The following is a 17,651-nucleotide window of genomic DNA, read 5'->3' as shown; positions in this document are numbered from 1 at the left end:
CATCAAGTCCCCAAAGTCAAAGAGTCCGTTCCTCCTCAGCTCCTCCTGGTAAAGGGCAAACAGCTCTTTGAGCTCCTCAGACTTTATCTCACCGAGGTCTTCCTTAACACGGGATATAGCCCTCCTCACCTTATCGTAGTCCTCCTGCCTTATGTCAAAGCTTTTGAGAAGTTCCCTGAGTATGCTCTTCGTATCCGATTCGTCGGCAACGCTGAAGTTAATACCCGCGTCAGCCCTGAGAAGCCTGTAGGCTATTGAGTGAAAGGTTCCCACCCAGGGAAGCTCTGTCCCTGTAACGCTGTAAACCCTCTCCCCTATTTCCTTAGCCGCCTTGTTGGTGAAGGTTATACACAGGACGCTCTCCCTGGGTGCCCCGAGCTCGCTAAGTATAAACTCAACCTTGTGGGCTAAAGTCTTAGTTTTTCCAGAGCCAGCTCCGGCCACAACGAGCAGGGGTTTCCCGTGGTGGCGAACTACCCTTTCCTGCTGGGGATTCAGCATACTACTCTTCTTCGTCAAGGCTCACTATGTTTATCTCCAAGGTTTCACCGTATCTTTCGGATAGCCTGCTCTCTATCTCAAGCTCCTCTTTCAGGAGCTCCTCTATGCTTGAATACTCTTTAAAGAGCTCAACCTCCACCTGGTAAACCTCCTCCTTGAAGTCCGCGCTGACGTAAACCTCCCTCACGGGCAGGTTCATATCCCTGCAGAGGGAGAGCACATCCTCCTTTATCTCCTGTATATCAAGCTCTCCAAAGCTGGCACACATGACACACCTCCTCATCTCTCATATCTGTTCGTGATGGGCATCCTCCAGTCCTTTCCGAAGGCTCTTGACGTCACCTTCACTCCCACTGGTGCCTGTTTCCTCTTGTACTCCGCCCTCCTGACCATCTTAACGACCTTGAAGACTGTCCCCCTGTCGTAGCCCTTCTTCACTATATCCTCGGGGGACACGTTATCCTCAAGGTACATCTTGAGTATCTCGTCAAGGACTTCGTAAGGTGGCAGGGTGTCCTGGTCGGTCTGGTTTGGTCTGAGTTCTGCGGAAGGGGGTTTCTGAAAGACCCTTTCGGGTATAACGGGAGATAGGGAGTTCCTGTATCTGGCGAGTTTGTATATAGTTGTCTTGTACAAGTCTTTGAGGGGTGCGAAACCGCCCGACATGTCCCCGTATATGGTAGTGTAGCCTGTAGCGGACTCACTCTTGTTGGAGGTAGAAAGAACAAGGTGTCCCAGCTTGTTGGATATGTAAAAGAGAATGTTTGCCCTTATCCTCGCCTGTATGTTCTCGTCCGCGGTATCAAACTCTATCTCTCCCAGGACTGGCAGGAGCTCATCGTGGTAAGCAACGTAGACCTCGTCTATTGGTACAGTGTGGAACTCTATCCCGAGGTTGTCCGCAAGGGTCTTCGCGTCCTCAAAGCTCTCCTTGGAAGAGAAGCGTGAAGGCATGAAGACCCCGAGAACCTTATCCGCTCCGAGAGCGTCGGTGGCTATGCATGCGGTCAGGGAGGAATCCATGCCTCCCGAAAGTCCTATCACGACCTTTGAAAATCCGTTTTTAACGACGTAGTCGTGGGTTCCGAGCACGACAGCCCTGTATACCTCCTCTTCCTCCGAGGGGCTCTCCTCCAGCCTCGGCTCAACGTAGGGCTTGTCGGGGAGCTCTATAGAGGCTTCCACGGGAAAGGGGTCTATCTCTCTGCTGGCGTTCCTCCACCTCAGGTCAAGGAGCCTCCTCCTCCTGACTTTGTCAACGTCTATAGAGAGGGTGAGCAGGTCTTCTTCAAAGGATTTAGCCCTTCCTACAACCCTGCCGAGGGGGTCTACGACCATACTCCTGCCGTCAAAGACGAGTTCATCGTGTCCCCCCACAAGGTTCGCATAAAGGACGAAGCATATGTTGTCCTCCGCCCGCGCCCTGACGAAACCCTCCCTGAACTCATGCTTCCCTATGTGGTATGGAGATGCGTTTATATTGACTATCACCTCCGCCCCTGAGAGAACCGAGAGTCTCTCCAGGTGGTCGGGATACCATATGTCCTCGCATATGGAAAAGCCCAGTTTAATGCCGTTTAGCTCAACCAGGAGGGGATCCTCTCCCTCCCTGAAGTACCTCTTCTCGTCAAATACGCTGTAGTTCGGAAGCCTCCCCTTGTGGTAAACCCCGACCACCTCACCGCCGTACAGAAGGTAAAGACTGTTGTAGAGGTCTCCCCCGTAAAAGGGCGCCCCCACCACGACGAGGGACTTGGCATCTTTTAAGCTTTTAGCGAGCTCTTCAACGGCTTCCATGCACTTCCTGACGAAGTCAATCCGCAACAGCAGATCCTCGGGAAAGTACCCACTCACAACCAGTTCGGGGAACACTATGAGATGGCTCGTATCCTCACACCTTGCGACCGACTCCCTTATCTTCTCAACGTTCCCCTCTATATCGCCCACAACAGGGTTTACCTGCGCAAGGGTAACGTTTAGCATGGTTTTAGTATATCTTGACTAAGGGGCTGAATTGGAAGATAATTTCTAAGTCAAGGCGCGTAGCTCAGTTGGGAGAGCGCTGGCCCGACACGCCAGAGGTCAGGGGTTCGAGTCCCCTCGCGCCTACCATTGAAGAAAGACTAAAAAAGCCAGCCCTCAGGGCTGGAACTCATTAGGGACGGAGGTACTCTCGTCTATTGGAGGCTCGCCCGTTATCACCTCAGGGTTCTGAATACCGAAGTATCTGTAAGCGGTTGACACTATGGAGAAAGGTTCACACTGATAGCTATCGTTCGTAGGCTTGGTAAACTGCCTGTTCACCTTGGCATTTCCCGTCCTGTAAGTTTTCCCTACGAGCTTTCCGAGAGCCCTTCCCGGTATGTTCCATCCACCCACCGTGTAAAGGTTCTGGGTAGTTCCCCTTTGAAAAGACCGCCGAAGGCGGTGATTACAGAAACACAGGCATTATACGGGTATAAGAATATAAGAAAATTCTTACATTTTAAAGAGGTTTAAGAATCCTTTATGGACGCAATTTCCACGGAGGTCAATAATTATAGAGGACTTTAATTCACCTGCGTTAGAACACGGAGGGTATAGCCTAATTGAGGGGAGGTCTGCCGTTCCTCCTCTCCCTTTTAACTAACTTCCAAACCAAAGATAAGCTTCACAGCCTTACCTATAAGGAAGCTTGCACCCGCAGCCATACCGGCAGACATAACCATCTCAAGTATCTTCTTTCTCAGAGATATACCGGATACAAGAGCCACGAAGGACGCGACGAACGACAGAACAAGAAAGGCGAGCACCAGAGAAACAGAGAGAGCTTTAAGTGAATCGCCCATGAAGAAGTAGGGGCTCACAGGGAAAACCACACCGAGGAGGTAGGAGAGACCGGTAAACAGAGCCGACCTGAACTCGTTCTCCGAGTCCTCGGGAAGGTTCACGTTCTCTGACTTGCCCGAAACCTCCGCAACTATACTCTGTCTTTCCCTCAAAGCCTCGTTCACCTGTCTCTGGGAGCGAACAGATATGAAGGCTCCCACTCCCATGGATATGGCGCCAGCCATGCCGACGACCACAGCGCTCGATCCGACGATGTGGGGGTCGTGTCTGTAAACCGCAGAGAGCCCTGCGACCACTCCCAGAAGTTCCACGAGCCCGTCGTTCATTCCCAAGACCATGTCACGGACGTTTGAGAGTCCAAGGTCTTCAACCTTCTCCCGGAAAGTGCTCTCATGGGACAGCTCGTCAAGGATTATGGACTTCAGGCGTTCTACCTCTTCCTCTGACAGATCCGCACCCTTTTCTTTCAAGAACCTGTAATACTGGGTGTAGGCTGATGCCTCTCCCATCTCCAAGAGGGATATGAGAACCAGCGGGTTTATTAGCCTACCCACCAAAAGGATCAGGCGAGAGGGGGAAACGTCTTCAAGATCCTCCGTTTTCTCTCCTCTCCTGTGCAGGAACTCCCTCCAGAAGCGTGCGTGTCCCTTCTCCATGTTGGCTATGCGCATCAGGTCTTCTCTGAGGTCTTCGTCCTTCACCCTTTTGGCGAGCGCTGAGTATAGCTTGTGGTCTTTTATCTCGTTCTGATAGAACTCCTTGGCAAGCGCCGTTATATCCTTCATGAGAGGAACTCACCCACCCTTTGGGCGGTCTCCTTGGAGAACCTTATGCAGTCAGCGACCGATATACCGCTCAGGTAGTTGCCTGTCAGGAATAATCCCTTGTGGACTTCCTCCATCTCCTTGGCAAGGTCAAGATACTTGCCGTAACCGAGGGTGTATTGGGGTATAGCCCTCTTCCACTTCTTAACGTGCGAGAACTCAATCCCTTCTACACCGAGAACCTCTTTGAGTTCTTTTTCCACCAGTTCAAGAATAGCGTCTTCGGACATCTCTATGATCTCCCTGTCCGTGGCACCCCCCAAGTATATGGTGAGAAGCTCTTTCCCTTCCGGAGCCTTGCCGGGGAATAGCTTGGAGGAGAATATGACACCCAAGATCCTCTTACCTTCCTTTCTGGGAATGAGGACTCCGAAACCCTCGGGAATACTACCCTTCTTCACGCCCACGTTGACCACCACCACGGGGACGTAGTCTATCTTGTCAAATTCCAGAGAGGCGCTCCATGAGAGGTCTTTGAGAAGGTAAGAGGCGGTGTAGGCTGGCGATGAAACCACCAAGGCACGGGTTTCCACCTTGCCTTCCCTCGTGTCCAAGACGAACCTGTCTTCCTTTCGTCTTATCCTCAGGACTACGTTCTCCTTCTTAACCTCAAGTCCTTCGGCAAGCTTCTTTATAAGCGTGAACAGCCCTCCCTCAAAGGATATGAGCCTACCCTTGGGTCCCAGAGACTTCTTCTTTAGAGCTCCCTTTATTAGGGATCCGAACTCCTGTTCAAGGGCGTAAACCTTTTTTGTGGCGTATCTGACCGAGAGGGTCTCCGGATCGCCTGCGTAAACTCCCGAGATAAAGGGGGCAACCACGTAGTCAAGGAACTCCTGCCCGAGCCTCCTTCTGACGAAGTCCGCCACGCTCTCCTCGTTCTTTATGGGAGGCGGTGCCCATGGCTCTCTTAGAACCTTCAGCTTTGCAGGTATTGATAGAAGCGGAGAAAACAGAAAGGAAATTGGACTGAGGGGCAGGGGTATGAGTCTCCCTCTCTTGTAGATGTATCTGTTCTTAGAGGAGTGGTTCGCCACGATGGGCTCTGCACCTACCTCTTTGAAGAACTCCATGACCTCCTCGTCCGCAAGAACCGTCTGGGGTCCCAGCTCAAAGGTGTAACCACCCTCGGAGAGGGTCTTTATATTGCCTCCTATCTCGTCGTCCTTCTCGTAAACAACCACGTCGTAGTCGAGCTTCTTTAATCTGAAGGCGGTTGACAAACCCGATATTCCGGAACCTATGACTACCACATCACGCATGGGGGTATTCTAACCTATGCGAATTCGGGAAAATATGAGATCGGTATGTTTTTACTCCCAGACCTTGCTGAAGTCTAAAGCGATTTTGCAGCCCTTTAAGGGGATCTCAAGGGTGTCTGTGGTCACGTCCTTCAGCTTTACGTATCTGTCATTCGTGAGTCTGTAGGCTTTAGCTTTTTTGAGAGAGGGAAATACCATAACGTAAAACTCAACTCCCTCCCTTTCGTATAGCTCAAACTTTAACCTCTCATCCCTCTCGGCGGTGGACTCTGAGATCACCTCAAATATCACCGCGGGCGTCTTTAAGAGTTTATCCTTGACCTCACCGCAGACCACAAAGACGTTCGGTCTAACAACGGTATGTTCGTCTATCACGTAATCCGTATCTATTCCCACCTTACATTCCGGGCAGCTCTTCTCAAGTTCCTCGTCAAGGAAGCGGGCTATGCGAAGGACTACCCTCTGATGTTCAAAGGTTGGGGAGGCGAGGGCGTAGGGGACGCCCTCTATCAGTTCCCAGTCACCCTGCCAGCTCTCGTAGTCCTTGATCGTGTAATTGGGAAGATATTTCAGCGTCAAGCTCATAACTCATCTACCCTTTGAAGGGCACTCCCTTTGTGGGAGAGGAGGGAACCGCATAGGTTCTCTTGGGCATCCTTCCTGCGAGGTATGAGAGCCTTCCTGCAACGGTCGCATACTTCATGGCGACAGCCATCCTTATGGGATCTTTCGCCTCCGCAAGGGCGGTGTTGGTAAGTATCCCGTCAACTCCCAGCTCCATCACGGGGGGAATGTCCGCGGCGCTACCGATACCCGCATCCACTATGACCGGAACGGAGACCGCCTCCTTTATGAACATGATGTTGTAAGGGTTCTGGAGTCCTAAGCCCGACCCTATGGGTGCAGCAAGGGGCATAACCGCCGCACAGCCAACCTCCTCAAACTTCTTGGCATATATGGGATCGTCAAATATGTAGGGAAGGACGATAAAGCCCTCCTTAACAAGGATCTTTGCCGCCTCGTATGTCTGTTCCATGTCGGGGAGGAGGGTCTTCTGGTCTCCTATGACCTCTAACTTTATCCAGTTTATTCCCGTTGCCTCCCTTGCGAGCATTGCGGTCTTTATGGCTTCTTCGGCGGTGTAGCAACCTGCGGTGTTGGGGAGTATGAGGTACTTGTTGGGGTCTATGTAGTCAAGGAGGTTTTCCTTGGTTGGGTCGGTTATGTTCACACGCCTGACAGCAACCGTTATTATCTCAGCGCCGGAAGCCTCAAGGACTTCCTTATTCTCCTGAAAGCTCTTGAACTTGCCAGAGCCTATTATGAGCCTTGACTTGAAGCGCCTACCCGCTATCTCAAAGGGGTCGTTCTCAAGGAGTTTCTCGTAGTCGGTCATTACTTCACCTCCAGATATTTGAGAAGTTTAATTTAGTTCTGCAACCGTCCAGATCAAAGAGGAACTCTCCTTCTCTCTGGTACTTGCCTACAAGTTCGTATTTCCCGTCCTTCAGCTCGTAAGCCTCCACCTCCTCCGTATCGGGGTCAACCATGATGTAATACTTGACACCTTGCTCTTCGTATATCTGGAACTTGGTTATCCTGTCCTTCTCCCGGGTGGAAGGTGAGAGAACCTCAAAGACAGCCACGGGTGGGAACTCAAGCCTCTTTTTGGAGAATAGATCTCTCTCAAGGTCTTCCGAGCACACTATCAGGTTGTCGGGTTCTAAGATGGTGTCCTCGGACACAACCCAGTCTATTGAGATAAGAGATACGCATTTCTCACACTCTTCCAATTCCTGAGCTAATAGGCGGGCTATGTTGGTTGATACTAACTGATGCCTTGGCGTGGGCATAGGAGACATGGCGTAGGGTATGCCATCTATAAGCTCCCATCTTCCCTCCCAGTTTTCCCAGTCCTCAATGGTGTAGTGGGGAAGGAGTTTCACTCTCATCAACCGCCACCTACCAGCTGGACTATCTCAACCTTGTCGCCTTCTTTGACCCTGCGGGTCTTGTATTCGGACTTGGGCACCACCTCATCGTTCACAGCGACCGCTAAACCCACCTCCCTGAACTTAACGTCCATCAGTTCAAGGAGTTCCATTATGGTGAGCTCGTCACTAACCTCTCTATCCTTACCGTTAACGGTTATTCTGGGCATAAGAAAAATATAATATACTTAACCCCATAGGAGGAGAGAGGTGACGCCAGATATTGCACAGGTCCCCAACGTACCGGATACTCCGCAGGAATACCCGATGATGCCTCTCAGGGATATAGTCATATTCCCCACCATGGTTTTACCCCTATTCGTGGGCAGGAATTTCTCCATAAAGGCGGTGGAGGAAGCCTCCAAGAAGGACAGCCTTATATTCCTTACCCTTCAGAAGGAAAAGGACATAGAGGAGCCTAAAGAGGAAGAGCTTTACCATGTAGGGGTAATCGCCCACATACTCAGGGTGGTTCCCATAGAGGAGAGCAGGATAAAGGTTCTCGTTCAGGGGATAAAGAGAGGTGTTTTAAAGAAGCTTGAACTGAAAGACGACCATTACGTAGCTCTCGTAGAACCAATTGAGGAAAAGGAGATAGAGGAGAAGGATCTCACCGTAGAGGACAAGGCACTTATGAAGTCCGTCAAGGAGCTCCTTGACAAGGCTATATCCCTCGGAAAGCAGGTGATCCCTGACGTGGTGATGATAATAAGGGAGATTGAGGATCCCGGTAAGCTGGCAGACCTCATAGCCTCAATCCTTGAGATGAAGTCTAAAGAGGCTCAGGAGATACTTGAAACCATAGACCCGAGGGAAAGACTCAGAAAGGTTCACCAGTTCCTTCTAAACGAGGTAGGGCTCTTAGAGGTAAAACAGCAGATAAGCACACAGGCGAGGGAACAGATAGAGAAGGAGCAGAGGGAGTACTTCCTAAGACAGCAATTAAGGGCTATACAGGAAGAGCTCGGGGAAACGGACGAGAGAAGGGCAGAGATAGAAGAGTACAGGAAAAAGCTTGAGGAGCTGAAGTTAGAGGGATCAACGCGCAAGGAGATAGAAAAGCAGATAAAGAGGCTTGAGAGACTGCACCCGGACTCTGCGGAGGCCGGCGTCCTTAGAACTTGGCTTGACTGGGTCCTTGAGCTACCCTGGAACAAGAGGACTGAAGATAACTATGACCTTGACAGGGCTAAGGAGATCCTTGACAGGGACCACTACGACCTTGAAAAGGTCAAGGACAGGATAATAGAGTACCTTGCGGTGAGAAAGCTGACGGAAGGTGGGGAGTCCACAGCCCAGATACTCGCCTTCGTGGGACCTCCCGGCGTAGGAAAGACCTCTCTGGGCAAGTCAATAGCAGAGGCACTCGGCAGGAAGTTCGTGAGGATAGCTCTCGGCGGTATAAGGGACGAGGCAGAGATAAGGGGTCACAGGAGAACTTACGTGGGCGCCATGCCCGGCAGGATCATACAGGCTATAAAGCAGGCTGGCACCAAGAACCCCCTCATAATGCTTGACGAGATAGACAAGCTCGCCATGTCCTTTCAGGGAGATCCGGCTTCCGCACTCTTGGAAGTCTTAGACCCTGAGCAGAACAAGAACTTCACAGACCTCTACATAGGTCTCCCCTTTGACCTCTCCGAGGTGATATTCATCTGCACGGGCAACAGGATGGATACCATACCCACACCCCTGCTGGACAGGATGGAACTCATACAGCTTTCAGGATATTCAGAGGAAGAAAAGCTCTTCATAGCTCAGAAGCACCTACTCCCCAAGCTCATACCCCTACACGGACTCAAGGAGGAGGAAATTCAATTTGAGGACGAGGCGATCCTTGAAATAATCCGTGGATACACCCGCGAAGCGGGTGTGAGAAACCTCCAAAGGCAGATATCCTCCGTTCTCAGAAAGATAGCGGTGAAAAAGCTGAAGGGCGAAGAGGGTCCCTTCAGGATAACCAAGGAGGACATCAGGAAGTTACTGGGAGTGCCGAGGTACAAACCGGAGAGAGAACGCGAGCCCCTCGTGGGCATAGCAACCGGACTCGCCTGGACGGAGGTTGGTGGAGAGATAATGTTCATTGAGGCTACAAAGATGAAAGGTAAGGGGGGTCTTCTGCTCACAGGCTCCCTCGGTGACATAATGAAGGAGTCCGCTCAGGCAGCCCTCTCATACATAAGATCAAACGCTGAGAATTACGGGATAGACCCCGACGTGTTTCCCAACATAGATATTCACATACACGTCCCTGAGGGCGCCGTTCCCAAAGATGGACCTTCGGCCGGCGTTGCGCTCGCCACCGCCCTCATATCCCTGCTAACTGACATACCCGTGAGGTCAGACATAGCGATGACGGGAGAGATAACCCTGAGAGGAAGGGTTCTGCCCGTAGGAGGGCTCAAGGAGAAGATCCTTGCAGCTAAGAGGGCTGGCATATACGAAGTTATACTTCCCGAGAAGAACAGGGACGAAGTCCTTGAAGATCTGCCCGAATACGTGAGAGAACAGATGAAACTCCACTTCGTAAGACATCTGGATGAGGTGTTCAGCCTCGCTTTAACGAAGGGTGAGTTCTCCGGATCTTAGCGGATAGGCTCTATATCAACCTCAAAGAGGTCTCCTCTGTTTTGGACTGGAAGGGTTCCCGTCCTGCCTGTTATAACGAACAGCCTTCCCTCTTGCGTGGGGGAGACGGATTGAACAGCCTCCTCAAACTTCTTACCCCTGAGTTTCTTAAGCTTGGCTATCCCCCTGTCGTCAATCACAACGAGGGAGAGCTCTCCTTCGTGAAACTTGGTCACGTCAAGGAACCTGTAAACGGGGCTCCTCACGTTCCTGACGACTCCAACGTAATTCCTGCCGTTCACGGTTACTACAAAGTGCCTCACGTTGAAGGTGTACTTCTCCTCGTCTTCATAGGTTCCAGGGAGCTCCGCGGTCGTATAAGAACCCCCAAAGCCCTCCTCGGAGAGTAAGAGCTCCTCACCCCTGTACACCCTCAGGTAGCCGTCTCTGTCGGTAAAAACGAGGAGGTCTCCATTCATAACCGCCGAATCAGCCCTGAAACCCGAAGGAACCTTGAACTCACCCCTCTCAACGAGTTCATCTCCAGAGAGCTCCAGCCTCACCACATCTCCCCAGAAGTCCCTTCCATCAAAGCTCTGCCCTATGAGAGTCTCGCCGGGTCTACTCCTGTCAAGCAATGCTACAAAGTAGGGTATACCCTTCTTGACAACCACCGGGCTACCGCCCACCATCTTGACGAGAACGGAATTCATACTTGAGCCTGTTACTATGTTCACAGCTATGAGGTCGTTTTCACCTCCGGAGGGAATGCACAGAAGGGACACGGGATAGCCCGAAGGAAGCCTTAGTCCAGCGTACTCAACCACCTCCCTCTCAAGGAGCTCGTATATGACGAGCCTGTTCTCAAAGAGGACGGTAAGGTACTCCCTGTTGAAAAATTTGCAGGTGTCAGCAGACAGCGGGAGTTCCGGGAATGTCATTACAAACTTAGCGTGGAGCTTAAACTCCTCTGGAGCCTTCTCAACCTCTGTCGGTTGCACTACAACCTTAGGTCTGGGTTTCTCAAAGAAGGCTACAGCTACACCCCTGTACTCAACCCCGTAGCCCTCGTCAAACTCCCTTACAACGTAGTCGCAGTCCTCACCCCTCTTGAGAGAACCCACGAGGGAGCTCACCTTAAAGAAGCCCTCGTCGCTACCGACGAAGCAGACACTCCCGTAGAAGAGCTCAACCCTATTTCCCCTCTCAATTCCCCTGTCCTCAAGTATGCTGGCGAAGGAGAACCTGTCCTTCACCTCGCTGACCTCTACCCTACCTACTTCCTCGTCTACCCTTCCGAGAACTTCCTTGGTGACGGGGTGAACTATCTCTTTCCCTTCCTTTATAACCTTGAAAACCTCTCCCTCTCTGACCTTCTCTTTCCCCAGGTCAATTATCACCCTGTCTTCAAGCTTCTCAACCACATACCCTTTCCTGCTGAAAAAGTCCTTCAGTGCCTCAAGGCTGTCTGCCCAGGAAAATACGAGTATCAGAAGGGTGAGGGCTAAGAGTCTCTTCATGCCTTCAATCTCTCCATATTCTCAATTATCCTGTCGGTCATCTCCTCCGTTCCCACCTTCTTGCAACCTTCGGAGTATATGTCTGGCGTCCTGTAGCCCTGATTTAAGGTCTCTTCAACAGCCTTTTCTACAAGATCGCTGGCGGAGTCCATACCGAAGGAGTACCTGAGCATCATGGCTGCGGAGAGTACGGTGGCTATGGGGTTGGCTATACCCTGACCCGCTATGTCCGGTGCTGATCCGTGAACGGGTTCGTAGAGGGCGTACCTGTCTCCCACGCTGGCGGAGGGCAGCATACCCAGACTTCCCACCACCACGCCAGCCTCATCCGAGAGTATGTCTCCGAATATGTTGCCCGTGACTATCACATCAAAGGAGTTAGGTCTTCTCACCAGTTGCATGGCGCAGTTATCAACGTAGAGGTGTTCAAGCTCCACGTCGGGGTAGCTTTTGCTTACCTCCTCAACCACCTCCTTCCATAGACCGCTCACCTCAAGAACGTTGGACTTATCCACGCTGGTGAGTCTCCTGCGTCTCTTTCTCGCTATCTCAAAGGACTTGACCACGACCCTCCTTATCTCGTCCTCGGTGTACCTCATGGTGTTTACGCCGACCCTCTTGCCGTTCTCCTCAAAGATACCCCTGGGCTCTCCGTAATAGACGTCTCCGGTGAGCTCCCTGACCACGAGCATATCCGTCCCGCTCACAACCTCCGGCTTCAGGGGTGAAGCGTCTATAAGAGGCTCCCACACCTTGGCGGGTCTTAGGTTGGCGTAAAGGTCAAGCTCCTTCCTTATCTTCAGAAGCCCCTTCTCGGGTCTCTTGTCGGTGGGCAGGTCGTCCCACTTGGGTCCCCCGACAGCGCCTAAGAGGACGGCGTCCGAGTTCTTACACAGCTCAAGGGTTTCATCTGGTAGGGGCGTTCCGGTCTCATCAATCGCCCTACCACCTATCAGACCTTCTTCGTACTCAAAGCTGACCCCGTAAAGTTCTTCCACCTTCTTTAACACCCGAAGGGTCGCTTCAACGATCTCAGGACCTATTCCGTCGCCTTTTAGGACGGCTATCTTGAACCTTTGCATGGAAGAGTATTATACGGGATAAGGTGCTTAAGCTATAAATTTAGTCACCTTCCGAGAAAAATTCCATAAGGTTGATGCCCTTGAAATCCTCGCAGGTGGCAGAACTTAATAGCAAGGAGGTGATAGGCATGTGTTTCTCCATGGAGGAGTACGAAAGGCTCAAGGCTCTCGTTGAAGAGCGTAAGAAGATAAAGGAACAGGTCAAGAACCTGAAGCCCTCCGACTTTGAGAAGAAAGAGAAGGAGGAGGAGAAGGAGGTAGTCAAAGCTGAAAAAGGCTAAAGGTGAACCCTCTCAAGGGTGAGCCCCTTCGCAGGTGCTGTGTGAGGGCAGTGCTTGCCCTTGAGGTATTCGTATAGCTCCCCCGTGCTGACCTTCCCCTCCGCCCTTTTTACTATCGCGCCCACAAGCCTCCTGACCATGTAACGCAGGAAGTGGGAGGCGGTAAACCTGAGCTCTATGAGGTCGCCGCTCACCGCGAGTTTCGTTTCAAGCTCAATCACGGTGGTTTTATCCTCTTCCAGCTTCGCAAAACCTCTGAAGTCGTGCCTGCCGGAAACGATCTCAAGAGCCTCAGAAAGGAGGTTTAAATCAACCCTTCGGGTTACGCTCCACGAGAAGGGATATAGAAAAGGGTTTCTTACGAAGGAATTCCATAGCCTGTAAAGGTAGGTCTTGCCTTTGACGGAGTAACGAGAGTTGAAATTCTCGTCCACCAGCTTTACCTCGTAAACACCTATATCTTTTGGAAGTAGGGAATTAAGAGCCCTCAGGAGCTTTTCACACTCCAGTTCTTTAATGCTCCTGAAGTTGGCTACGTAGTCCTCTGCGTGAACACCTGCGTCCGTCCTGCAGCAACCGATAACCCTGATCTCCTCCCCGAACACGGTCTCCAGCGCTTCCTTGAGGGTTCCCTGAACCGTTGGGACACCGGGCTGGATCTGCCACCCCGAGTAGTTAGTACCCACAAAGGCGAGCCTGAGCATGTAGTTGTTCATGGTTTAAAATTCTAAGTTAATGAGGATAGCTATACTCTGCTCTGGGGGGGACGCCCCGGGCATGAACCCCGTCATAAGGGCTGTGGTCAGGAGCGCCGAGTCCTTGGGTCACGAGACCGTAGGCGTAAGGAGGGGATTCAGAGGTCTCATAGAAGGGGAGTTCGTCAGTCTGGGTGCGCGGGATGTTGGGGGCATATTGGACAGGGGCGGGACGGTGCTACTCAGCAGCAGGGAAGAGAAGTTCAGGAAGCTTGATTACAGGGAGAAAGCCTACAGAAACCTGCAAAGGGAGAATGTAGATGCCCTCGTGGTTCTTGGAGGAGAAGGTACTTTTAAAGGCGCAGAGCTCGTGGCTGAAGAGATGGGCATACCAGTCATAGGCGTGCCCTGCACCATAGACAACGATGTGGGCGGTACGGAGTACTGCATAGGGTATGACACAGCTCTCAGGAACGCGGTTGATGCGATAGACAAGATCAGGGATACAGCGAGCTCCCACGAGAGGATATTCGTCGTTGAGGTTATGGGAAGGAAGAGGGGCTTCATAGCCGTTGAGGCCGGTCTCGCCACAGGAGCGGAGCTCATCCTCGTGCCGGAGGAGGAGTTTCCAAAAGAAAAGATACCTGAGGAGATAGTCAGGGTGAAGGAACTGGGCAAGCTCCACTTCATAATAGTGATGGCAGAGGGATACGGGAAAGCTGAAGAGCTGAGAGAGTTCCTCCTCCAGAACATAGGCGAGCGGTTCGGGGAGATAAGGGCTACCGTTTTAGGTCACCTCCAGAGGGGAGGAGTACCCACCCACACCGACAGGATAATGGGTATGAAGTTCGGGGAGGTTGCGGTTGAGTCCCTGCTCTCCGGCGAAAGGAAAGGCTTTGTAGCTTACAGGGGAGGCAAGTTCTACATAGAGGACTTTTCCATGGCAGGGGAGTATAAGGATATAGACAGGGAGGCGCTCAGATTAAACCGGCGCCTAAACTCATGAACCCTTCTCTTCCTTCTTCTTTTCTTGCTCAGGCTGGAATCCTATTATCGCCTCTTTGGAGAAAGTTATCCTCGTGTTCGCGTCCACCTTGAGAGATACAGTCCTGTCCCCAACCTCAACCACCGTGCCCCATATACCCGCAGAGGTTATGACCTTGTCCCCCTTCTTGAGACTCTCTATGAGCTTTCTGTGCCTCTCCCTCTCCTTCTTCTGAGGTCTTATTATGAGGAAGTAAAATATGGCGAATATACCTACGAGAAACAAAACCTGAAACAGTATCGCTCCCGTAGGGCTCTGGTGTCCCTGTCCCTGCGCAAAGGCTATGTCTATCATCTCATTCCTCCTTCCAGTATTCCTCAAAGGCTATCCAGGTTCTGGGGATTATGAACCTGAGGTCGTCCCAAGTCTTCATATATTTTATACGTTTCTCCGCCGCCCTATTGAGGGAGCTTCCGAAGAGTTCCATGCTCTCTTCACTGTAATCCTCAAGGTCACCTTCCAGTATAGCCTCGCCCGCCATAGCACCTGTATATACTGCGTTGGCTATACCACCGCCCGTTATGGGATGGCAGAATCCTCCTGCATCTCCCACAAGCACAACATTACCGCGGAGCGGTCTCTTCACACCCTCTGCAGGTATCCAGCCTCCGGTTCTCCCGAGCACTTCTTTACCAACAACACCCTCGGAGGTCAGCTCAGCCACGAGCCTCCTCAGGCTCTCCATCACATTTACGGGATAGTGAGGGTCTATACCAACTCCAACGTTCGCCAGCTCACCTTTCGGAAAGACCCAGCCGTATCCGCCCGGTATGTAATCCCTGAAGTATATTAGCAGGTCTGACACCCTTTCCCTCAACGGAAACGTGAACTGGGCGGTAGCAAGAAAGCTGCCCGTGTGCTCTCCCGTAAGCCGTGCAACCCTTGAGCGGGGACCGTCCGCACCTATAACGAGCTCCGCCTCAACGGCGTAGCGTTTGCGGGTGTCTATGTGTTCCAGCCATACCTTGCCATCCTCAAAGCCAAGGAATACAGTCCTGAGCCTGAGTTCCGTTCCCCCTTTGAGTGCACGCTCAACTATACCCCTATCAAACCTGTCCCTGTGGAGGACGTATCCCTCAGACTGCATACTCACCACCTCACCCCAAGGGGTGAAGTGAACCATGTCCCTGACCTCCTGGGCTACGACATCCTTTGGAAAAAACTCAGGGAACTTGTGTTTCAGCTGAATGGGTACGAACTCGGCACACTGGACGGGAACTCCAGGCGCCCTCTTTATATCAACCAACAGAACCCTGACATCGTTCCTGGAAAGGATATAGGCGGCAGTGGCTCCAGCCGGACCTGAACCCACTATGAGAACGTCATACTTCATCTACCTTTAGAATTTAGGTGGTTTTTGATGAGCTTTCCCATCTTAAAGGTGGGGACGTACCTCTCCTTCACGAATATCTCAACACCCGTCCTCGGGTCTTTCACGAACCTTGAGGGCTTCTTCTTGATCTTAAAGGTTCCAAGCCCCCTTATCTCCACCTTCTCGCCGCGGGTGAGAGCTTCGGCCATCGCCTGAAATATCTGGTCAACGATTATGCGGGCTTTTCTCTGGGATATCCCCCTTCTCTTGGCTATCTCCTTGGTTATGTCGGATTTTTTCATTCTTTTTCCTCCTCAATGTATATGGTTCTGACCTTACTCTTATCACCCTTTGCTTGAAGGGTTCCGTTTTTTCTATCATACACTATCTCCTCAGCCTCAAGGAGGTTTTTATCCTCCTCCACACGGGCGTTTCCCTTGAGAACTATAATCTCATTTCTGAGGTCGTACTCCGCATATTCGGAGAAGGACTTCCTCTTGGGTTCGTAGTACCTCACGTTACCGGTGGCTATCATCTTGGTTGGCTTGCCCTTCTCGTCAAGGAGTATTACCACCTTATCAGCCTTCAGTACGGATTCGCCCCTCGTAAGCTTCACGTTGCCCGTGTAAATGATCCTGTCCTTCTTAAACTCAAGGCTCTTGGCTTCACCCGTTATTGGCTGCGCCCAGAGAAGCGAGGTGAAAAGAGCTGCGAGGGAAAGGAAGAGCCTAAATCTCATGTTTCGTCCTCACTCCGCCTATTATAACCCTCAGAGGGCGCAGGTAAGCCTTAAACCCTTTACCCTCTATGTAGTTCCTGTCCTTCCACACCATAACCTTGTCCTCTCCGTACAGGAGGTTCCTGTTGAAGTCTATAACAGCCCTCTCAGTCTTGACGAAGAAGGCTTCTCCCCTTATCTCAACGTCTCCCTTCAGAAACCCTCTGTTCTTATCCCTCTCCACGGTTATGGAGTCCGCCCTGACCCTGTAACCGCTCGCCGACTCAAGGAGAACATCTATAAGGGTTAGCTCCCTTCCGAAGGATACGAGCTCCCTTCCCTGAATACTCCACTCTTCGCCACCCTCTCCGAAGACCTTTATACTTATGTCCCTCGCTATGCTCTTCTCTTGAACGAACACACGCGACCTGGATTCAAGATGGGATATGTAGGCTAAGGAGGCTATGGACAGCAGGATAAACGCCAGGTGCAGGAGGAGAAACTTCATCGGGTATATTTTTTCACAAGCCCGTCCCTTCCCGTTAGGCTAAGTATGAGGTCGCAAACCTCCCTCACAGCTCCATTACCACCCTCTCTGAGGGTTACGTAAACGGCGTGTTCCTTAACTACATCGGGGGCATTCCTCACCGCAACGGGGAAGCCAACCCTCTTCAGAACAGGTATGTCCACGAGGTCATCGCCCACAAAACCCACCTCTTCAAGGGAAAGTCCGTGTCTTCCGGCTATGTCTTTGAGGATGTCCTCCTTCTGGGTTCTACCCATGAAGACTTCATCTATGCCGAGCTCCGAAAGCCTGTTTCTGAGAGCCTCCGACTCCCTGCCTGATATAACGCCCGTCATGATACCAGCCCTCTGAAGGAGCTTTATGCCGAGACCATCGTGGACGTTGAAGACCTTAACCCTTTCCCCTTCTTCCGTGTAGAAGAGCCTGCCGTCCGTGAATACGCCGTCCACGTCCAGTAGGAGGAGTTTTAATCTCTTAACCCTTGACCTCAGACTCAA

General features: G+C 51.7%; 22 protein-coding genes and 1 tRNA gene. 4 read left to right on the top strand and 19 right to left on the bottom strand.

All coding sequences use genetic code 11. From position 1 onward, the window contains the following. The 3 genes from HG1285_RS07055 to HG1285_RS07065 all read right to left on the bottom strand — a co-directional run. Nucleotides 1–519 (bottom strand): UvrD-helicase domain-containing protein (locus HG1285_RS07055; RefSeq protein WP_198005445.1); only part of this gene is annotated, 519 nt, incomplete at its 3' end. Further along, entirely contained in the window at nt 503–769 is a 267-nt protein-coding gene (locus tag HG1285_RS07060) for a hypothetical protein (protein ID WP_008287989.1), read from the bottom strand. The genes HG1285_RS07055 and HG1285_RS07060, both read right to left, overlap by 17 nt. Nucleotides 770–780: 11 nt before the next feature. Further along, nucleotides 781–2,484, bottom strand: a complete 1,704-nt coding sequence (locus HG1285_RS07065) for an NAD+ synthase (RefSeq protein ID WP_008287988.1) — start codon at nt 2,482–2,484, stop codon at nt 781–783. A gap of 53 nt (nt 2,485–2,537) precedes the next feature. On the opposite strand from HG1285_RS07065, the gene HG1285_RS07070 reads away from it, so the two are divergent. Next, nucleotides 2,538–2,613: transfer RNA gene (locus HG1285_RS07070), tRNA-Val, on the top strand. A gap of 27 nt (nt 2,614–2,640) precedes the next feature. On the opposite strand, the gene HG1285_RS07075 is transcribed toward HG1285_RS07070, so the two are convergent. The 7 genes from HG1285_RS07075 to thiS form a co-directional block, all read right to left on the bottom strand. After that, on the bottom strand, nt 2,641–2,880 hold the full coding sequence (locus HG1285_RS07075; RefSeq protein ID WP_008287987.1) for a hypothetical protein: 240 nt from the start codon (nt 2,878–2,880) through the stop codon (nt 2,641–2,643). Nucleotides 2,881–3,122: 242 nt separating this feature from the next. Then, nucleotides 3,123–4,115: a VIT1/CCC1 family protein gene (locus tag HG1285_RS07080; RefSeq protein ID WP_008287986.1), complete on the bottom strand. Its 993-nt coding sequence runs from the start codon at nt 4,113–4,115 to the stop codon at nt 3,123–3,125. Continuing rightward, on the bottom strand, nt 4,112–5,416 hold the full coding sequence (gene hemG / locus HG1285_RS07085) for a protoporphyrinogen oxidase (RefSeq protein WP_008287985.1): 1,305 nt from the start codon (nt 5,414–5,416) through the stop codon (nt 4,112–4,114). The genes HG1285_RS07080 and hemG overlap by 4 nt, the downstream gene beginning before the upstream one ends. A 51-nt stretch (nt 5,417–5,467) precedes the next feature. Next, nucleotides 5,468–6,001 (bottom strand): Uma2 family endonuclease, encoded by a 534-nt coding sequence (locus HG1285_RS07090; RefSeq protein ID WP_008287984.1) that lies wholly within the window; start codon nt 5,999–6,001, stop codon nt 5,468–5,470. 7 nt (nt 6,002–6,008) lie between these two features. Continuing rightward, nucleotides 6,009–6,812 carry a thiazole synthase gene (locus HG1285_RS07095; protein ID WP_008287983.1) on the bottom strand — a complete coding sequence of 268 codons (804 nt, stop codon included), beginning with the start codon at nt 6,810–6,812 and terminating at the stop codon, nt 6,009–6,011. 4 nt (nt 6,813–6,816) lie between these two features. After that, the gene (locus HG1285_RS07100) at nt 6,817–7,368 is read right to left on the bottom strand and encodes a Uma2 family endonuclease (protein WP_008287982.1); all 552 of its coding nucleotides are present in this window, start codon (nt 7,366–7,368) and stop codon (nt 6,817–6,819) included. Next, nucleotides 7,368–7,577: a sulfur carrier protein ThiS gene (gene thiS / locus HG1285_RS07105; protein WP_008287981.1), complete on the bottom strand. Its 210-nt coding sequence runs from the start codon at nt 7,575–7,577 to the stop codon at nt 7,368–7,370. The genes HG1285_RS07100 and thiS overlap by 1 nt, the downstream gene beginning before the upstream one ends. Nucleotides 7,578–7,674: 97 nt before the next feature. On the opposite strand from thiS, the gene lon reads away from it, so the two are divergent. Beyond that, nucleotides 7,675–9,996 carry an endopeptidase La gene (lon, locus tag HG1285_RS07110; RefSeq protein WP_008287980.1) on the top strand — a complete coding sequence of 774 codons (2,322 nt, stop codon included), beginning with the start codon at nt 7,675–7,677 and terminating at the stop codon, nt 9,994–9,996. Here the strand turns inward: lon and HG1285_RS07115 are convergent. Both HG1285_RS07115 and leuB read right to left on the bottom strand, forming a co-directional pair. Beyond that, nucleotides 9,993–11,495 carry a hypothetical protein gene (locus tag HG1285_RS07115; RefSeq protein WP_008287979.1) on the bottom strand — a complete coding sequence of 501 codons (1,503 nt, stop codon included), beginning with the start codon at nt 11,493–11,495 and terminating at the stop codon, nt 9,993–9,995. The genes lon and HG1285_RS07115 overlap by 4 nt on opposite strands. Next, the gene (gene leuB, locus HG1285_RS07120; RefSeq protein WP_008287978.1) at nt 11,492–12,577 is read right to left on the bottom strand and encodes a 3-isopropylmalate dehydrogenase; all 1,086 of its coding nucleotides are present in this window, start codon (nt 12,575–12,577) and stop codon (nt 11,492–11,494) included. The genes HG1285_RS07115 and leuB overlap by 4 nt, the downstream gene beginning before the upstream one ends. 74 nt (nt 12,578–12,651) lie before the next feature. On the opposite strand from leuB, the gene HG1285_RS19490 reads away from it, so the two are divergent. Then, nucleotides 12,652–12,858, top strand: coding sequence for a hypothetical protein (locus tag HG1285_RS19490; RefSeq protein ID WP_157560633.1), 207 nt, complete (start codon nt 12,652–12,654; stop codon nt 12,856–12,858). Here HG1285_RS19490 and truA read toward each other — a convergent pair. Next, nucleotides 12,855–13,574: a tRNA pseudouridine(38-40) synthase TruA gene (gene truA, locus HG1285_RS07125; protein ID WP_008287975.1), complete on the bottom strand. Its 720-nt coding sequence runs from the start codon at nt 13,572–13,574 to the stop codon at nt 12,855–12,857. The genes HG1285_RS19490 and truA overlap by 4 nt on opposite strands. 19 nt (nt 13,575–13,593) lie before the next feature. Here truA and HG1285_RS07130 point away from each other — a divergent pair, with 19 nt between their 5' ends. Further along, nucleotides 13,594–14,559, top strand: coding sequence for an ATP-dependent 6-phosphofructokinase (locus HG1285_RS07130; protein WP_008287974.1), 966 nt, complete (start codon nt 13,594–13,596; stop codon nt 14,557–14,559). On the opposite strand, the gene yajC is transcribed toward HG1285_RS07130, so the two are convergent. Genes yajC through HG1285_RS07160 form a run of 6 tightly spaced genes read right to left on the bottom strand, consistent with a single transcriptional unit; the run spans nt 14,554 to nt 17,651 of the window. Next, nucleotides 14,554–14,892, bottom strand: coding sequence for a preprotein translocase subunit YajC (gene yajC, locus HG1285_RS07135; protein WP_008287973.1), 339 nt, complete (start codon nt 14,890–14,892; stop codon nt 14,554–14,556). The two genes, HG1285_RS07130 and yajC, sit on opposite strands and share 6 nt — an antisense overlap. A gap of 1 nt (nt 14,893) precedes the next feature. Continuing rightward, nucleotides 14,894–15,931 (bottom strand): NAD(P)/FAD-dependent oxidoreductase, encoded by a 1,038-nt coding sequence (locus HG1285_RS07140; RefSeq protein WP_008287972.1) that lies wholly within the window; start codon nt 15,929–15,931, stop codon nt 14,894–14,896. Next, nucleotides 15,928–16,212, bottom strand: a complete 285-nt coding sequence (locus tag HG1285_RS07145; protein WP_008287971.1) for an HU family DNA-binding protein — start codon at nt 16,210–16,212, stop codon at nt 15,928–15,930. The genes HG1285_RS07140 and HG1285_RS07145 overlap by 4 nt, the downstream gene beginning before the upstream one ends. Next, nucleotides 16,209–16,649 (bottom strand): lipopolysaccharide transport periplasmic protein LptA, encoded by a 441-nt coding sequence (gene lptA / locus HG1285_RS07150; RefSeq protein WP_008287970.1) that lies wholly within the window; start codon nt 16,647–16,649, stop codon nt 16,209–16,211. Before lptA ends, HG1285_RS07145 begins: the two co-directional genes overlap by 4 nt. Continuing rightward, on the bottom strand, nt 16,639–17,136 hold the full coding sequence (lptC, locus tag HG1285_RS07155; protein WP_008287969.1) for an LPS export ABC transporter periplasmic protein LptC: 498 nt from the start codon (nt 17,134–17,136) through the stop codon (nt 16,639–16,641). The genes lptA and lptC overlap by 11 nt, the downstream gene beginning before the upstream one ends. Continuing rightward, the gene (locus HG1285_RS07160) at nt 17,133–17,651 is read right to left on the bottom strand and encodes an HAD-IIIA family hydrolase (RefSeq protein WP_008287968.1); all 519 of its coding nucleotides are present in this window, start codon (nt 17,649–17,651) and stop codon (nt 17,133–17,135) included. The genes lptC and HG1285_RS07160 overlap by 4 nt, the downstream gene beginning before the upstream one ends.

Source organism: Hydrogenivirga sp. 128-5-R1-1 (genome assembly GCF_000171895.1).
This window is presented reverse-complemented; position numbering and strand designations above follow the sequence as displayed.

Excerpts from the sequence above, each read along its gene's own strand:
- HG1285_RS19490 (WP_157560633.1), top strand. The coding sequence starts at position 12,652 with ATGCCCTTGAAATCCTCGCAGGTGGCAGAACTTAATAGCAAGGAGGTG.
- yajC (WP_008287973.1), bottom strand. The coding sequence starts at position 14,892 with ATGATAGACATAGCCTTTGCGCAGGGACAGGGACACCAGAGCCCTACG.
- HG1285_RS07065 (WP_008287988.1), bottom strand. The coding sequence starts at position 2,484 with ATGCTAAACGTTACCCTTGCGCAGGTAAACCCTGTTGTGGGCGATATA.
- thiS (WP_008287981.1), bottom strand. The coding sequence starts at position 7,577 with ATGCCCAGAATAACCGTTAACGGTAAGGATAGAGAGGTTAGTGACGAG.
- HG1285_RS07090 (WP_008287984.1), bottom strand. The coding sequence starts at position 6,001 with ATGAGCTTGACGCTGAAATATCTTCCCAATTACACGATCAAGGACTAC.
- HG1285_RS07080 (WP_008287986.1), bottom strand. The coding sequence starts at position 4,115 with ATGAAGGATATAACGGCGCTTGCCAAGGAGTTCTATCAGAACGAGATA.
- HG1285_RS07100 (WP_008287982.1), bottom strand. The coding sequence starts at position 7,368 with ATGAGAGTGAAACTCCTTCCCCACTACACCATTGAGGACTGGGAAAAC.
- lptC (WP_008287969.1), bottom strand. The coding sequence starts at position 17,136 with ATGAAGTTTCTCCTCCTGCACCTGGCGTTTATCCTGCTGTCCATAGCC.
- lon (WP_008287980.1), top strand. The coding sequence starts at position 7,675 with ATGATGCCTCTCAGGGATATAGTCATATTCCCCACCATGGTTTTACCC.
- truA (WP_008287975.1), bottom strand. The coding sequence starts at position 13,574 with ATGAACAACTACATGCTCAGGCTCGCCTTTGTGGGTACTAACTACTCG.
- lptA (WP_008287970.1), bottom strand. The coding sequence starts at position 16,649 with ATGAGATTTAGGCTCTTCCTTTCCCTCGCAGCTCTTTTCACCTCGCTT.
- HG1285_RS07130 (WP_008287974.1), top strand. The coding sequence starts at position 13,594 with ATGAGGATAGCTATACTCTGCTCTGGGGGGGACGCCCCGGGCATGAAC.
- HG1285_RS07140 (WP_008287972.1), bottom strand. The coding sequence starts at position 15,931 with ATGAAGTATGACGTTCTCATAGTGGGTTCAGGTCCGGCTGGAGCCACT.
- HG1285_RS07060 (WP_008287989.1), bottom strand. The coding sequence starts at position 769 with ATGTGTGCCAGCTTTGGAGAGCTTGATATACAGGAGATAAAGGAGGAT.
- HG1285_RS07095 (WP_008287983.1), bottom strand. The coding sequence starts at position 6,812 with ATGACCGACTACGAGAAACTCCTTGAGAACGACCCCTTTGAGATAGCG.
- hemG (WP_008287985.1), bottom strand. The coding sequence starts at position 5,416 with ATGCGTGATGTGGTAGTCATAGGTTCCGGAATATCGGGTTTGTCAACC.
- leuB (WP_008287978.1), bottom strand. The coding sequence starts at position 12,577 with ATGCAAAGGTTCAAGATAGCCGTCCTAAAAGGCGACGGAATAGGTCCT.
- HG1285_RS07145 (WP_008287971.1), bottom strand. The coding sequence starts at position 16,212 with ATGAAAAAATCCGACATAACCAAGGAGATAGCCAAGAGAAGGGGGATA.
- HG1285_RS07115 (WP_008287979.1), bottom strand. The coding sequence starts at position 11,495 with ATGAAGAGACTCTTAGCCCTCACCCTTCTGATACTCGTATTTTCCTGG.